The organism is Candidatus Vicinibacter affinis, assembly GCA_016714365.1.
Taxonomy (GTDB): Bacteria; Bacteroidota; Bacteroidia; order Chitinophagales; family Saprospiraceae; genus Vicinibacter; species Vicinibacter affinis.
In genome coordinates this window covers 972,215-988,633 of record JADJNH010000005.1, presented here as the reverse complement: position 1 = coordinate 988,633, position 16,419 = coordinate 972,215, and the positions used below count along the sequence as shown (strand labels likewise).

The window sequence follows — 16,419 nt, the reverse complement described above, 5'->3', positions numbered from 1 at the left end:
ACAAAATTATCCACCCTCCTTTCCAACGAAATATAACTTTAGTTAGTCTTTTACAAATCAATGCATCCTGTAAAATAAAAAAGGCCGGATATACCGGCCTCCTAAGCTTCTAAAAAAATGTTCTCTAAAATATTTTAACCATTAAAGATCTTGTTCCACCATCTTAGGAAGCAACATTTAGGAATGGTGTGATCTTTGAGTTTAATTATTAGTATATCGTTCGTTCCTTTTCCGTCTACTTTAATATCTCCGGAAATGCGTGAAGAACTGGTGCAGAAAATTAAATAATGCCCAGGTTCATATTCAATAAATGATGGAGCCGATTCATCTAAATTCCCACCGAATGTTTTGTCCCACAATAACTTTTTATTTTTATCCAATCTGACCAACCATAAATCTCGTCCGCCCCTGGAAGTATCTGACTTGATTCCACTTATACCGGATTTGCTCACTACAGATGAAAAAAATCCGCCATTATAAGTAGACGAAATCCTTGAAATAGCATCATCCTTATCCGCTTCAAAAATAAAAGAATCCTTTAAAGTGCCCTTTCGATCCAATAAATAAATGGCAGGATCAAACTGTGGTTTTGCACCGGAATTGTTCCCGATATTTCCAGATACCCAAATGTCATCTCCCACTTCCACCATTGCACGGGCCCCATTGTCTGCAATTGCAGTGCCCAAGGCCTTTTGATATATAATCTTCCCATAAGAATTAATATTCAAAACCCAAATGTCATCGTTTCCAATGAGTGGCACTGTTTTGTCCCCATTGACTTTGGAAATAGAGGTGGCAGAGATTGTGAAGGAACTATCCGACAAAGCAAATCCACCACTACAGACATCATCATGATTTCCACCAACAGTCTTGTCCCAAATGATGTTTGCATTTTTATCTATTTTAACCAACCACAAGTCAACTCTTCCCCTGGACTTCTCTGTTTTGTCTCCCGAAATGCCGGAATAACTTGAACCGCAAGCAATAAAATTTCCATCAACAGTTTGGATAAAAACAGAAGGAGAATCAGTACTGTCCGCACCAATAGATTTCTGCCATTCAATTTTACCCAATCGATCCAACTTAATCAACCAATAATCATCACCACCTTTACTTGCAACCGTTTTATTACCGGAAATTCCGGAGGAAGAATTTGCCAATATCAAATATCCATCATCCTCCATTTGGAATGCGCCAACGGGACTATCTGCTTTATTCCCGCCAATTGTTTTCTGCCACTCCAGTGTATCATGGCGATTAAATTTTAACAACCAAATGTCATATTCGCCAAAGCATGGTTCTGTCTTGTCTCCGGAAATGCCGGAACTTGAATAGGATAATATCAAATATCCTTTATCCCTAGTTGGTATTACACTATTCACATTGTCTAAATCTGAGCCACCATATCGTTTCTGCCAAAATATTTCCTGACCGTGCATGGAATGGCAGAACAATGTCATATAGCTCAAGCTTACTAAAACAAAGAATTGTCTCATCAAATTTTTCATAAAATAAATATTATCGTTGATTCAATTTATTAATGGCCTCTGTCCGGTTGCTTACCTGCAACTTTTCATAGATCTTGTGGATGTGTTGCTTGACCGTTCCGGTTGTGATGCCCATTAAGTCAGCAATTTCCTTGTACAACAATCCTTTGGCAAGATGTTCCAGCAATTGTTTTTCCCTGGGTGTGATTGGTAGATTCTGCGGAGCCGGTGCAACCGGTAATTTTTGAAAAACATCCAGTATTCTTCTTGCGATACTCGGACTCATGGGAGAACCACCTTTGTACAATTCCCTCACAGCATCTATTATTTTCTCAGGAGCCGAACCCTTCAAAATGTAACCCTTCGCCCCTGCCTGAAGTGATCGAAATATTTTCTCGTCATCTTCATAAACTGTAAACATACAAAACTGCATCCCCGGACAATACTGACTCAAATAATTTATGGCGTCAATCCCACTCGCCTTCGGCAATCCAATATCCACGATGAGTATGTCCACCGGATTCTTTGTCAAAAACTGCATGGCATCTTCGGCATTAAAATATACCTGCTTGCAAGACATATCTTCTTGTTCAGAAAATACCTCTTTCAACATTTCTGCTACTTCCCGCAAATCCTCTAAAATGGCTAATTTCATTTTATTATGGTATTATTTACTGTGCTTTGCTTAACCAAAGATAAGTTTAAATACCAGCACACTGATTACAATCAAACCCATAATTGCAAAACATCCTCCTCTATTTGATTCCACAATCGGCTTACCATTCCTGATTATATCAAAAGCGATTCCATGTATGGTAAAATGAAAACTCATTTCATACGGAACTCCATCAATTTCAAATGTATGATTTCCACCAAAAATGCTGTATTGTTCACTCACTATCTGCTGATCTACTTTGATGATTTCCTTTCCAAGCAAAGTGTTGTAAACTTCAATGCATTTACCATCCAGATACACTGTTGTATATTTCATATGTTTAAAATATTTTAATTACAAAAGTCGGCTGAATGATTTACCTAAACCATATAACCTTAGTTAGATATATTGGAGAATATTAGGTTCTGTCAGGGTCTGGATGAAATAGAATGATCAGTCTGGTTCCTTTATCAGAAGAAGAGAATTGACAATCGCCTCCTATTTGCTTCATTCTCTTTTGCATATTGTACAAACCATTTCCATGATCTTTTGCCAATTCTATATTAAAACCGTGACCATCATCCTGTATGGTAATCATTACCTGATTGAAATCAACCTTTACTGAAATCTTGAGGTTGGTGGCCGCCGAATGTTTTACTACGTTGTGCAAGGCTTCCTTGATGGTGAGAAATACATTCCTTCTCTTTTCTCCACTCAATTTTCGATCACCCTCCTCAAGTTCTTGTTCCCATTTAAGAATGATCTTGTATTCCTCCAGATACTCTGAAGCATATCTTCGTACATAAGCCATGAGATTTTCCAAAGTATCAAATCTGCTGTTCATGGCCCAGATGATTTCACTCATGTTGCGAACCAGGGAATTGCTTTGGTCGGCAATTTTTTTGATGTGCGATTGCTCCTCTTGATTGGACACATTGCGTAAAGCGCGGTCTGAAAGATACCTGATCGTCGTTAATCCTGATCCCAAATCATCATGCATCTCTGATGCAATTCGGTTGCGCTCATTTTCGACGGCCTCCTGCTTTTCAATAATCAGTCTTTGCTCGCGTAATATTTGATCCCTCTTCTCTATTTGCCTTTGATAGTAAAACCGGATCAACAAAAAGCTGATCCCCAAAATAATAAAAATCATTCCATACCTAAACCACCAGGTCATCCAAAAAGGAGGAACTATTTCAAGTTCTATCACCCTTGCCTCAGTATTCCAAACCTGATCCGCATTACTGCCTATAATTTGAAACTTGTATGGTCCCGGCTTCAAATTCGCATACCTTGCAAATCCTTTCACATCGGTTGCCAAAATAAAATCATCATCCACTCCATCCATTTTGTACTTGACACGTGTGGCTTGAGGATCATCATAATCAATGGCCAAAAACTCAAAAGAAACTGTATTCTCTGAATACGGCAATTGCAGCTTCTGCAAAACATTGGAAGCACCGTACTTCTTTGTTTCCTCGTCATTAATCTTAAAACTGTAAATATCAATTGGCGCTTTTTTGCCGGATAGTTTAAGTTCATATGGATTAAAATAATTTATTCCATCGATCCCTCCCATAAAATAAAATCCGGAAGAAGATGTCAAATAAGCAAAAGAGTTGAATTCATAATTTTGTAGGCCATCCTTTTCTTTAAAATAATGCAAACTGCTATCTAAAAGAGAAAATCTCAAAATTCCTGAATTACTACTCATCCATAAATATCCGGCGGTATCCGGCACCACACAATAAAGTACCTGATGCAAGGATTTGCTTTGATCTTGTAAAGGAGTAAATAAATAATTTCTAATATTTAAATCATAAAGTCCCTGATCATTCACTAGCCAAATATGTCCTTCCTGAGTAGATTCCACCACATCTTTCACCCCTCCGGGAATGGGAAACTCATGTTGCAAACTGTACTTCCCGGTCCCATTGTATTTATAAAATAAAATAGATTCATCATTATTACCCAGATAAATATTTCCGAAACTGTCTAGATCAAAATAGGTAAATGGCTTAGAACCCATTGTTATACCATCCACCGGCTTCCAGGAATACTTTGAACCATTAATAAATAATTCGACCAAACCTACATTGGAAGCAAGGGTAAATATTCTATTGCCAGGACCGTATTTTAAAACAAGTAATCCATTCAAGCTTTGATCGGAAGAACAAGTCAGTCTAAGATATTTTTTTGTCTCAACATCAAACGAAATTAAATAATCCCAATCGGCCATGAGTATCCGATCTTTTGACAAGGCCAGCGAAGCTTTAATAAAGCTGGATGTCAACGCAGGATCCTTCGGTCTTGAATAAGATTTCCATGATTCAGCTTGCAAAGAATAAATGCCTACTTCCGCATTTCTGCTGACAGATAAAATTTCATCCATCCCATGATCAAAAATTCCAACTACGTTAAATCGTTCATTTCCACGATTGATCCATTTAAATTTCCTGAGTTTAAGACTTTGAGAAACCACCCCATACCCATCGGAACCAATCCAAAGAATGGAATCGGGGTCAACATAAGGTAAGAGCAAATTTTCCAAAGCCTTTTCTTTATTTACAGGACCATACACATAATGCTTGTTCACGATGCTGTCCAGTAAAACATCATAGTAAATCAATTGATCCCTGTCTGAAATAATGATCTGATGATCTCCCCACCAACACATCCCAGCTAAACCTTGATTGGATATTTTTCTTTCCGCAACTTTTAGATTCAATTTTGTATTCCATTGAATGAGTTCTCCTTCATTCATCCCTAAATAAATAGTCGAATCACTACTTCCTAAAATAAATCCCACTCTGGTTTCAAGGGGTGCATACTTAATTTTACCATCACCCGAATTTAAATCCATCCAATACAAGGTGTCTGCATTAGAATAATACAATCGTTTACCCTGCTCTACATTTTGTAAAATGGCATCATGACTATCCCTTACAGGAACTGACCATTTCCTAATCACCTGCCTCAAACAAACATCGTACATAAAAAACTCATCACCTGCCTTGAAATACAAATCCACCCCATCCATTGCAATTACCTTGTAATCACTTTTAATGGTATCTCCGTTACTTGATGTCACTTGCTCATATTCAAAATCATCCAGCTCCGGTATGTAAACATGCAGAGCCTGGTAGGTGGAAAACCAGACGCGATTTAATTCATCTTCATAATAATTACTTTGCACATTTTTGTCGGATTGCTTCCATTCAATTCTCATTAGAAGATCCTTAAAATGAGAGTTGATTATCACAGAACCATTTAAACTTGAATAAATTACACGTTTTGTGTTAAGTTGTCTAAAATAAACATTGGTATTTTGATTTTGACTTTGAATTAATGTACAAGATAGAACACCAAATAAAAGTATTAAATGACATGAAATATAATACTTCAATTTCATTCTTGTATATAATTAACTTTTAAATTCTTGTAATTATCATTAAATAATAACTGCATCGCTAATCCCATCCGATGGGAATTTGCTACACCCAAATGTTTTTTATAAATAGCATAAAACCCACAAAGGTAATTCTTTACAACAAAGTAACTTATTCCATTTTCGTTAGTTATTACCCTTCTTCCTGCTTTTTCGTTTGCAAAATAATAACTGCCATTACAACAAAGCAACATAAATAAATCGGTTATTTCACTAATGGGAAAAATTTCATTTCTTAGTTGTTCAAGTCCAATCCTATAGGGTGTAAATTGTTTCGAAATTCTTAAATTAAATCCCTCTGTAGAATTTCCATGTCCAATGAATATTAAATGATCTATTGGATTTTTAAGTTCCAACACAAGCTCATGAAAATTACTATACTTGATAGCATCAACAAACTTTATTACAATTGAATCATTTTGAATTTTTTCCAAACAACTTTTCAAATTGGCAATTTCATCAAGTTCTATAGATTGATCAGTCCCACTGAATACTATAACTATCTGTATCGTAATGGGTTGATACACTCTCTCTTCATTTTTCCTTATAAAATTTGCAAACTTTCGAATTTTAGATCTCGAAATGGAATTACCATTTTTTGTTTCCAATAGTCTAATTACATTTCTAAAATGTTGTTTTGCTTTTCTATAGTCACCTAAATAAATAAAACAAATTACCAAATAGTAATTAATGACAACCTGAAATTCTAAACTCTTTAAATTAAAATTTCTAAATTCTTCTAAAGAATTAATTTCATTAGAAAACAGAATAATTTCTTCTCTTAAGGTATCCTCATTTCCTGTCTCTAAAATTTTCAAAAAAAAATCAGATATTAAATTAAATTTACCTATCAATTTCCTCTTTAAATCTTCACTAAGCTCACCTGTATCGAAAAAGCTTGAACTAGATGCCTCCTCAAAAAATTTAGTATTTCCAATCAATTTAACAATTGACTGAAATATAAAATTAAATTTAGACGATTCCCAACTATCCAAAATTAATGCAGAATTAATTAGCCCGATTTAATCAACTTGATCATTCCCACAAAACGGAGGACAAGGAGCTGCAACTAAATTATCATTGCCTATTTTAGGATCCTGACCATTCAATGCTACAAATACAGAATACCAAAATCCAATTAACAACTGTGAATCATTGTCAGTAATGGATTTACATTTTGCAAGATACCACCTTCCTGATGTACTTGGAGTTTGTCCAGGTTTAGCTGCAAGTACGGCCCTCATGTCCTGCTGTAATGTTAAATGATGATTCCAATCACTAGGATTTGTTGACAACGAAGTATCTTCTAATATTTCATATCTCTCAAATCTATTTGCCAAATACTTTCCCATAAATAAATTTTTAGTTAATGGATGAATAATTACTTTATCAATTTGAATTTCAAAGCCTCTCCGGTAACGATTGCCCCTATAAGAAATATTCCATTATTAGGAAAATCAACAATCTTATTGGACACTGGAAAATAAGTTGGATTAAAAAATAAAGTTAAATTGTTAAAAGTAAAATTAACACTTCCCTCCAATCCAAAAAATTTATTTTTTGTCAAACCAAATTTCGAGGAGAGAAAATCATTATAATCTACAATTTCGTTGGTAATTCCTCTATAAGATATCCCAAAATTAAATCTCAGATTGAATCGATTATCTCCCTGCAGCTTATAAGCAGAAAATGGATGATATAAAAATTGCAATTTAAAATGAAAAGGACTAGCTGCAATGCGAGTGGTATCAAATACCCATGTATCGTTTCCAATGGCAAAATTAAAATTCACTCCCCATTTATTCTCCCATAGCTTTATAAAATCCAATGAAAATGACTGTCCGCCATAATCAGGTAAAATAATCGAATTATAGTAGTGCCTGTTAGAAAGAATATTGTTATCCTTGGTTTTATTAAGAGTATAACCTAATGAAAATAAATATTTATTCGGCTTTTCGAAGGTAACCATCACAGAACCATTTAAATTTTCATCATTTAGTTCTTTAAGATTGGCAGACTCTCTGATTGCTCCAGCCAACCTGAGATGAATTAGCACACTGTCATTCGACCCTGCAATAGCTTCCTTCTTCAAATTATCAGCTTCAAAAGGGACATAATATTGACACTTTGAATCTTTCGCAAAGGCCATCATTAAAATCGGTAACAAAAATATTCTATTCATAATAAAAAATCTATGCACAAAATTCACCCATCTTTTCCACACCCACCATATAACTTTAGTTAGGTTTTCCCATCAGACTTTCTACTGCAGTACCCGTCTTCTTAATTATCTCAAAAAGTAGCTTGAGTATCTGCTCCGCAAAGGTGGCCAGCAATAAGGAATAGCCAAAATAAACCAACATTCCAATCTTTAAAGTGGATAAACTCTCCAATACACCTTTCTCTTCTGATATATACAAAAACAAGGGCGTCGCCAGCGATGCAATGAAGGCTAATACTAATCTCTTGCGCCACTCACTCAATAAATCTTTTTCTAATAATCCTACTGTTTCGGTTTTTGGTTCCTTTGCAATTTCAATATAAAGTGCCCCATAAGCGCCTATCAGGGTAGAAAGAATTGAAAAAAATACATACCAAAAAAGTGTAGTCGGACAAATGACCATATTCAAATCCATAACTATGCGTTTTTAAATTGTTCTGAAACACCGGGCACATCTTGTGCCAGGTCAATTTTTAATTTAGCCCCATCCTCTGTTTCCGCTCCCAGCGTAAACGATCCATATGAAATTAAACTCAATACAGCCTCTCCATCCTTTACTTCTATCTCAGGATGAGGATTTGGAAAACTTGGGTGAAGATGAAACTTTACTTTTCCTCTAAGCGGATCTCTGATCGGATCCGTACTACGGACTACTATTCTCAGTTGGTAATAGTTAGTACCTTCTAGCGGATGAACCTCTGCGAAAATATTTCTGTTTCTGTCTTTCAAATTTCCCTCCCAACTTTTCTTTAGAGGATCAGAATCAATATCTACCTGGGACTCGGAATTGACCTCTGTTCGGGTAGCTTTTGGAGGCAAACCCAACTGCCCTGAATTAATGGCCCCGGTAACCACATCTTCCAGTTGTTGCAGCTGTTGCTTGATCTTTATTCCATCTTTTGTGATTTCAATGTTATCTGCTGTGCTCATCCTGGTCTTTAAAATTTCAATGACTCCTGCAAATTGCTTCCTAAAGCTTACTGCAAGAATTAGCACCACAACTTCCCATGAGAATACCTCCGTAAATTTTTTCAAATCTTCTAACATACAAACTCAATTTTACTTTAAATATAATCCGCAAACTTTACCTAATCACCAACTGTCTCTGAATTTTCTGATGCCCAAATAAATTATCTACAATAAGTAATACAAACTTTTCATGGAGGTAATATTTTCTTAATCCAGCAGCTGAAATGTCACGGATACTGTACCAAACCGATGCATCCAATCCCTGATCAATTGATCCTTTTTGGATAAATCATAATTGTTTTTGACTTCATAGGAATAAGTGTTGGATGCATTCAAGGTTGGAACAATTCCACTGGTCCGGTATCCAAGTACTCCTCCTAAGGTCAGCATCAACCTCGTGTCATTCAAAAAACCAAAGCTCAACCCATAAAGAAAATCCGGATAAATGCGATCTGTATAACTCACCCCAAATCCCAGCCCCAATCCAATACTAAATCCTGGGGTCAACATATAATTAAAGTGACCCAGCGAAGCCACCCCAGGAGAAATCCCCTTGCTCTTTCTTTCGCCAATTTTATAATAACTTTTTTGAATGCCATTCACCAAATTTATAGTATCATGTTGCAGGCCTTCAGTCCAATAAAATTCCTTTGAATTAAGCGTGGTCCCATACAATCCTGCACTCAATGAAAAGGTAAAACCATGCTTGGCATACAATCTGGTTTCCATAGTTCTGGGATCACTAAAAGTAAGATCATTATTGTTTAGCCGATTCTCCGGTGTAAATTTCAATTCCACTTTTATCCGGTCGTGGTTGGTATTTTTTACTTTATAAGAAAATTCAAAAACCGAGCGGATATTTTTAAACAATATCAGGTATTCCTTCAACAGGGATTCCACCTTTAGATAATTTAAGGATCCAACACATACGCTATCCAGACTATTGAATTTTGCTCTTAATTGCTCACATTTTTGTGCTTGCGGCAATGCCTTTGATTCAATTATACCAATGTCCGGATTGGTGTAATCTGAAACCAAACTTTCGTAAACTATCTTTAAACCTTTCAATTCCCTGACCAATTGATTAAATGTATCTATTTGCTCAGGGCAATTTAACCCCGGCACGAATAATCTGCTCGGAAAAGATTCAGGTAAAATGATTAAAGTTGGCAGTGGAATGGGTTGTGCAGCATGGTAATCACTTGATCTCTCTGTACAATCAATTTGATAGAAATACCGGTTTACATTCCTGACTTTAATTATATAATTATCTCCTCGTTTGATTTCATCCTGCGACCTAAATTCCATCGGATTTATAAAATCAAAACTAAATCCCTGTGCGTGTGAAACAATACTTAAAAACCAAGCTGATAAGAAAATAAAGATCTTTTTCATGTTTACATTTTATACCAATTATTTGTCTTCCTGCATCCAGGACCTTAACCTTCCTACTAAAAATGGTATCCTTAAGAAGAACAGGCACAAGCACAAAACAGCAAAAAGTACAGTCTTCAATCCATTAACCCATGGAATAAGGTGATTGTAATTTGCATAGTTCGAATTAATGAATTCAATCATCATGGTATTCTCCGATACATCGGCTATAAACAATAAAATGGCACTCCCAACAAAAAAATATAATGTTCTCTTGTTCCATCTCCTGTGGTAGGACAAACTAAGTGAAATAAGGATAAACATAGCCGTGTAAGAAAATGCAAATACATAATCCGCCTTGTAATATCGAAGCATGCTTTCCTTAAATTTTTGTACAGTATAGGTTTCCGAATTTGTACAATTCAATACTTCACATTTATAACGAAGGGTATCTGAGTAAAACGCAGCAAGACCGGAAGAATCTTGAAACATTTTACTGAAATTTTCTTCTGAAAATCCAAGATTCTCCAGGGCAAAATTACGATCCATGTAATTTTTAGATCCAAGAAATAATAAGAAAGCTATTACAAATAATTTTTTTTTCATATCATTTACCTTTATAATATTCCCAAATTTGATTCAAGGATTGTTGGCTGTACATCACTCCCAATGGAAATTCCTTCCAATTACCCAGACTGTCTTTCAACTCTACAAATTTTACAGCTGTATTATTTTTGCCATCAACAGTTTTCATTTTTTCTTGCCAATAGACTGAATGTCCTGAAAATGGTGTCGTACTGGCAGATCCAAGTGTATTTAAAAACAAACTGTTGACTGGTTCAGTATTGCATTTATCGCTATCCCCATTTAAAATAACTATGATCTTAAAATGCACACTGGTGTCCTTCTCAATTTCTCGCAATTTTGTATATACTTCGTATAGAGTATTGCATCCCGAACTCTCGTACAATCCACCATCTATAAGATTTCCAACTCCCTTCAAATAATAGTAAGAACTCACCACTGGAAAGGATTGGCTGATCTTAACGGCAGTGGACATAGGCAAAGAAAATTGATTGCAACTAGTTTGGGTGTTCATCCTGAATTCCTTGTACAGATCTACTACATCCGGATGCAGGGTGCTGTCCACTACCACAGGAGAAACAAGCACTCTCTTGCCTGCCTGGGTAGTTGCGGAGTTGACAAAATGCAATGGAATTCTAAATTTCATGGTGGTATCAGACCATTTGGACATATAATCGCCCACCATCAGATTTCTTATCTGATTCTGATCATTGGGTGGAAAGCAAGATTGTATTGCACTGAGCTCACCCTGCTCGTGATAATAATTTCTGTCCTTGTCATAATCTGTCTTGCCCTTTGAAAAGCCTCCTATTCCGTCTCCAAGCAATACCCCCCAGATTCCACCACTTAAATAGTTGCGTGAATAAATGTTATCCCAAAATGATTTTCTCTCTTGCACCGATAAACTTTTCGGATCAGCAACCAGACGGGTTAAAAACATATTCGCTCCGGAAGTACTGCCCGAAATGGTAGAAATAGCAAATATCTTGGCTGTATCTCCAAGAGTAGCATAAATGTGATCAAGGTTTATTCCTGTCCAGTATCCTGCGCGGGAACCTCCCCCTGAGCCGGCAATAAGAACGACTGTCTTCGGATTACTATTCTTTTCTCTCCAGACTTTGTAATAATTTAATAGGCTATCCCTGTTACCCAATTGATCGTATAACTCTTTGCCAATCCTCTCTTTTCGTATTCTATGACCATTGATTGATTTGATAAATATTAAATTCAAACTAACCAGCAGGAATACAATATTCGCAAAACTAAAAAACAGATAAAGGCCCTTGTCGATATTAACCGGAGGTTCAGGTTCCTTCAGCAAGGCATGAGCATTTGTTTCTGTTGAAGGTAAAATTTCTGAAACTCCTTTGTGAGTCAAACATTCGTCGTAATTATCCGGAACCTGATCCATGACGACCAAAATTTCCAGCGCATCTTTAGGTGTCTTAAAGGCGGTATCTATCAAACAAATAATAAACGAAAAACAAATGTTCATGATCAGCACAGGCGATATTTTATGCATGAACTCATATCTTTCCCCAACCCAAAACATGATTATAAAAAGTAGAATGATACTTGCATAAACAGAAAATACATTTTTTGACTTTCTATAAAGACACTCCTGCTTATCACCGGATGTACATGGGTTGTCTTTAGGATCTTGCTCCCAATATTCAGAAATATGTTCTATAAAATAATGGAACCAGTCATTATAAAAATACAATAACCAAATTACAAATGCACCGAATAGATACCAACCACAGGCCCATAAAAGCGAAGCCATTATAATGATTGCTGCATGGCCAAAATAACCCAGATATGGTCGCTGAACAAAAAGATTTTGCAGAACTTTATTTACCATAATCCCTTTCGCCATATCCTTGATGATCAAAGAAATTAACAGGAATATTAAAAAAATAAACGGACTAAATAATGCATCCCACTGTGTTCCTGCAATGGTAAATACAAAAACCAATATAGGTATATTGGCAAAAACCCTGATTGGATAAACTTTCTTGTGATTGAATTCACTGTTATACCGGTTGGCCAAAATGCAAAACAATTGTGGTGGCGAAACTCCTCCCTCCTCTTCTTCCATTTTCCGGGTCATCATATTTCTGTCGGATAATATTTTTAAGAGCTCAATGCTCCACACAGGAATTACCCAAATAACATAAAACAATACAATAAAGCTGACCAGTATCATGGCAATATTCATCCATTCATGCGGATCCAACAAGTACAACACCACTTCCTTACCCTGACTTATATAATACAGAAACAAAGGAGCCGCAAAGGCCATGATGAGATAAATAAAGTTCTCTGTAATAGAGTAATAAACTTTATTGCATTTTTCTATAATTATTCTAAATAACGAATTTGGATTCTCTGGATCTGTCATAACTAATTTTTTAACAAACAAAGACTACTCAACAAACATGCATTGAGTCTACCACCACGCAAATAAATCAAAATGCATTCGTCTTGAGACGAGCGCCGGGTCAGGTACTTATTGATAGCCCTGGTGCTTCGTAATACCCTGGGCTTAAAGCCTTGTGAAAATAACTATTCGAGTTAACACTCACTAATTTTTTCCTAAGTTTTTTTTAAAACGATAATATATAGCAAATTTGATTCATTTAAAAATATCAAGAATATAACTTTTGTTAGTATCTTGGGTCAAGATCACGTAAGGCAATGATCTTGCTCACAATTACAAAATATGGAAGATGAACTCATCCTCATTAACGCGAAGATGACGGCAATTAAATTGTATGCAGATTCTTTGTACAATGCGGCCAACTCTACCGACAGTAGCTATTACCATGAATTCTTGGTAGATCTATTTAGTGACGCTAATGAAACTACTTCAGATTTAAATACTTTATGGGATAGCTGGATTGAGCAAAGAGATACTTTTCTTGAGGGTGTTCTTACAGCCAATGATTTAATAGAGGCAGAAGACGATATTCAAACCTTCCTACAAGAAGTTAACCATATCTATATGGAATCTGTGGCGGCTGGTATATTTGAATTGAATTCTACTCAGTCATCAGATCTATCCGCAATTGCGGAGCTTTGTCCACTTGAATACGGAAATGCAGTCTACTTAGCAAGAATTCTAAAAGACTTATCTGGTTTAAATGGATATAATGATTCATTATTATGCCTTCCCCCAAGTCCAATCATAAATTCAACCGGTGATGAAAATATTGGATATTCCTATCAAATTACTCCTAATCCAGTTAGTGAGAATTTGATCATTACCGATAGAATGTGTAATCAAAAAATAGATAAATTAATACATATTCGGGATTTGAATGGAAAAATTATTTTGGCAGAACGATGGTCTACAGATGCTTCTTGTATTAAACTAATTTCAACTTATAATATAATTACGGGATTATATATTTTATCTGTCGATAACTCTAAATCAGGTAAGAATTTGTATTCTTCAAGAATTATAATTAATCGCTAATTTTTATCCTATTCAGCAGGGCATTGCCCTGCTGAATATCTTAAATTTAATAAAAACAATGTCCAATAACAAAATTGCTTTAATTATAGTTACTTACTTCTCATTTACATTTTCAAGTATCAGCCAACAATATGATTTTAATTGGATATCCGGGTACTTAATATTACCTAAAAGAGATTCTGTGATAGGACATAGTATCACCCAATTTAATTCTGCCTCTGGAAATCCAGAATTTAGATTTGATAAATTAAAAAATATTAATTTAGTAAGTGGAAACTCAGTTTGTATTTCTAGCCAAAATGGTGTATTTCAATTTTCATTCAATGGTTTTGAAATAGAGGATGCAAATGGACAAAAAGTACCCTTATCTGACAGCATTTGTTATTTGCTCGGTGATTGTTATGCTTTTCTGCAGCAAAGTTTGATATTACCAACACCGGGCAGACACAATGAATTCTATATTATTAATATACACGATTACGACATAGTCTACAATTCCATTCCTGAATTGGTTGGAGGAAATATCAGCTACTCAAAAATATTGGTTCAAAATACCGATCATATTATCGTGGACAGATTTGCTCAAGTAATTAAAAAAGATACTTTTGAAGCTCAAAAAATAATTGGATGCAAACATGCCAATGGAAGAGACTGGTGGATATTAATTCCAATGCCCTTTATTAACTCATATTATAAATTACTTTTGACTCCCAATGGAATCATTTCTTACGGTGAACAAATAACAAACCAATTAGATAGAATTTATGGTTTAGGAATTGCTTTTTTTTCACCAAATGGAGAATATTATTGCAATGTATATACAAACAGAGATGGAGATTATCCTATTTCTTTTTTAGACTTTTACCATTTTGACCGTTGCACTGGTATGCTATCTAATCACCAACGAAAGATTTTTTCAGACCGAGGTTACATTCCAAATTCGGAAAACGAACCTTTTGTTTTTAGTAGTGGAGCTTTTTCACCAGATAATAGATTCCTGTATGTTTGTGAAAACGATTCCATCATGCAATATTCTGTTTCTAAAAATGGGATTTTAGGTGAAAAAATACTTATTGATGTATATGATAATTATAGGTCATGGATATCACCATCTATTTCATATCCTACTTATTTCAATCAATTACAACTTGCGCCAGATGGAAGGATTTATGGTACAACTAACTACTTACCTACAAGAGAGCTTCATGTAATAAACTCACCCAACAGATCAGGAAAAGATTGTAATTTTAAACAACATCACATAAAACTCCCTTCAAGAAAATTTCAAATACCCAATTTCCCTAATTACCGCCTTGGGCCCATCGATGGTAGCGAGTGTGATACGCTCGGCATCGACAACGTCCCATGGGCCTGGTGGCGATATGATCAAGATACCGCGAGATACAGATGTTTTGAGTTTGTGGATTTAAGTGCTTATATTCCGGAAGAATCTGAGCCGGAATGGTATTGGGATTTTGGTGATGGTTCGCAAAGTAGAGATACTTCTCCGATTCACTGTTTTGAGAAGGATGGCATATATGAAGTCTGCCTGATTATTAAGAATAAGTACGGGGCAGATACTTTATGTAGGACGCTGAATGTTGGAACTTTAGCAACTAATGACAAGGGAAAAATTGTGATTAAAACTGATTTATTTCCTAATCCTGCATCTGATCACTTTGTGCTAAATATTCATGACTATCTGCCCGAAAGTATGTACATACATCTAATCAATTCACAAGGACAGACCGTCCTCAGCGAGCGCGTATATCAAGGTAGTAATGTGATCGATACGGAGCAGTTACCGGCAGGACTTTACTCGGTGGTACTTTATGAAAGAGGAGTGGTAATGAAAACGGAGAAGATTGTAATAATCAGATAAGGCAGTTTAGTTAACAATTTAAGTATCCCATGAAAAAATAGTAGACATCTAAGTGATAGAAATATACAGTACTGAAATATCAAAAACTACCACTGAGATAAACCGTTGCAATCTCCTGTTATCGTTCAGAACATGGGCTTCAATCTGAATAACTTCACATAATCGTCCTAAACATATCGTTTGTCTTTTAATAATGGTCTCTATCATCAGGGCCATGATTTTAAGTCTGCTAAAATTCAAATATTCGAGTTCACCTTTTAAAATTTCCAGGATGGCACCACCTTTCTATTCAGTCGCCATATCTGGTGGATTAATCGTAA

14 protein-coding genes are annotated in these 16,419 nt (G+C 35.6%); 2 read left to right on the top strand and 12 right to left on the bottom strand.

The features are described 5' to 3' along the window. Positions 1-134 precede the first annotated feature (134 nt). The 12 genes from IPJ53_04085 to IPJ53_04030 form a co-directional block, all read right to left on the bottom strand. Positions 135-1,508 (bottom strand): hypothetical protein, encoded by a 1,374-nt coding sequence (locus IPJ53_04085; GenBank protein MBK7798269.1) that lies wholly within the window; start codon positions 1,506-1,508, stop codon positions 135-137. Positions 1,509-1,518: 10 nt separating this feature from the next. Further along, positions 1,519-2,142, bottom strand: coding sequence for a response regulator transcription factor (locus tag IPJ53_04080; protein ID MBK7798268.1), 624 nt, complete (start codon positions 2,140-2,142; stop codon positions 1,519-1,521). Between the two features lie 30 nt (positions 2,143-2,172). After that, positions 2,173-2,478, bottom strand: coding sequence for a hypothetical protein (locus tag IPJ53_04075; GenBank protein ID MBK7798267.1), 306 nt, complete (start codon positions 2,476-2,478; stop codon positions 2,173-2,175). Positions 2,479-2,560: 82 nt separating this feature from the next. After that, the gene (locus tag IPJ53_04070) at positions 2,561-5,554 is read right to left on the bottom strand and encodes a hypothetical protein (protein ID MBK7798266.1); all 2,994 of its coding nucleotides are present in this window, start codon (positions 5,552-5,554) and stop codon (positions 2,561-2,563) included. Continuing rightward, positions 5,551-6,531: a hypothetical protein gene (locus IPJ53_04065; GenBank protein ID MBK7798265.1), complete on the bottom strand. Its 981-nt coding sequence runs from the start codon at positions 6,529-6,531 to the stop codon at positions 5,551-5,553. Before IPJ53_04065 ends, IPJ53_04070 begins: the two co-directional genes overlap by 4 nt. Positions 6,532-6,612: 81 nt before the next feature. Then, positions 6,613-6,942 (bottom strand): hypothetical protein, encoded by a 330-nt coding sequence (locus tag IPJ53_04060; protein ID MBK7798264.1) that lies wholly within the window; start codon positions 6,940-6,942, stop codon positions 6,613-6,615. Positions 6,943-6,971: 29 nt separating this feature from the next. Further along, a complete protein-coding gene (locus IPJ53_04055) occupies positions 6,972-7,772 on the bottom strand; it encodes a hypothetical protein (protein MBK7798263.1) in 801 nt (266 codons plus the stop codon). Between the two features lie 55 nt (positions 7,773-7,827). Then, on the bottom strand, positions 7,828-8,226 hold the full coding sequence (locus tag IPJ53_04050) for a hypothetical protein (GenBank protein ID MBK7798262.1): 399 nt from the start codon (positions 8,224-8,226) through the stop codon (positions 7,828-7,830). A gap of 2 nt (positions 8,227-8,228) precedes the next feature. Continuing rightward, entirely contained in the window at positions 8,229-8,858 is a 630-nt protein-coding gene (locus IPJ53_04045; GenBank protein MBK7798261.1) for a hypothetical protein, read from the bottom strand. A gap of 129 nt (positions 8,859-8,987) precedes the next feature. Continuing rightward, complete coding sequence (locus tag IPJ53_04040) at positions 8,988-10,175, bottom strand: hypothetical protein (GenBank protein MBK7798260.1); 1,188 nt, start codon at positions 10,173-10,175, stop codon at positions 8,988-8,990. Positions 10,176-10,193: 18 nt separating this feature from the next. Then, entirely contained in the window at positions 10,194-10,760 is a 567-nt protein-coding gene (locus IPJ53_04035) for a hypothetical protein (protein MBK7798259.1), read from the bottom strand. Between the two features lies 1 nt (position 10,761). Next, entirely contained in the window at positions 10,762-13,140 is a 2,379-nt protein-coding gene (locus IPJ53_04030; GenBank protein ID MBK7798258.1) for a hypothetical protein, read from the bottom strand. Positions 13,141-13,461: 321 nt separating this feature from the next. Between IPJ53_04030 and IPJ53_04025 the strand changes: the two genes are divergently transcribed. Together IPJ53_04025 and IPJ53_04020 are read left to right on the top strand one after the other, a co-directional pair. Continuing rightward, positions 13,462-14,217, top strand: coding sequence for a T9SS type A sorting domain-containing protein (locus tag IPJ53_04025; GenBank protein MBK7798257.1), 756 nt, complete (start codon positions 13,462-13,464; stop codon positions 14,215-14,217). A gap of 58 nt (positions 14,218-14,275) precedes the next feature. Continuing rightward, positions 14,276-16,099 (top strand): T9SS type A sorting domain-containing protein, encoded by a 1,824-nt coding sequence (locus tag IPJ53_04020; GenBank protein ID MBK7798256.1) that lies wholly within the window; start codon positions 14,276-14,278, stop codon positions 16,097-16,099. Positions 16,100-16,419 lie beyond the last annotated feature (320 nt).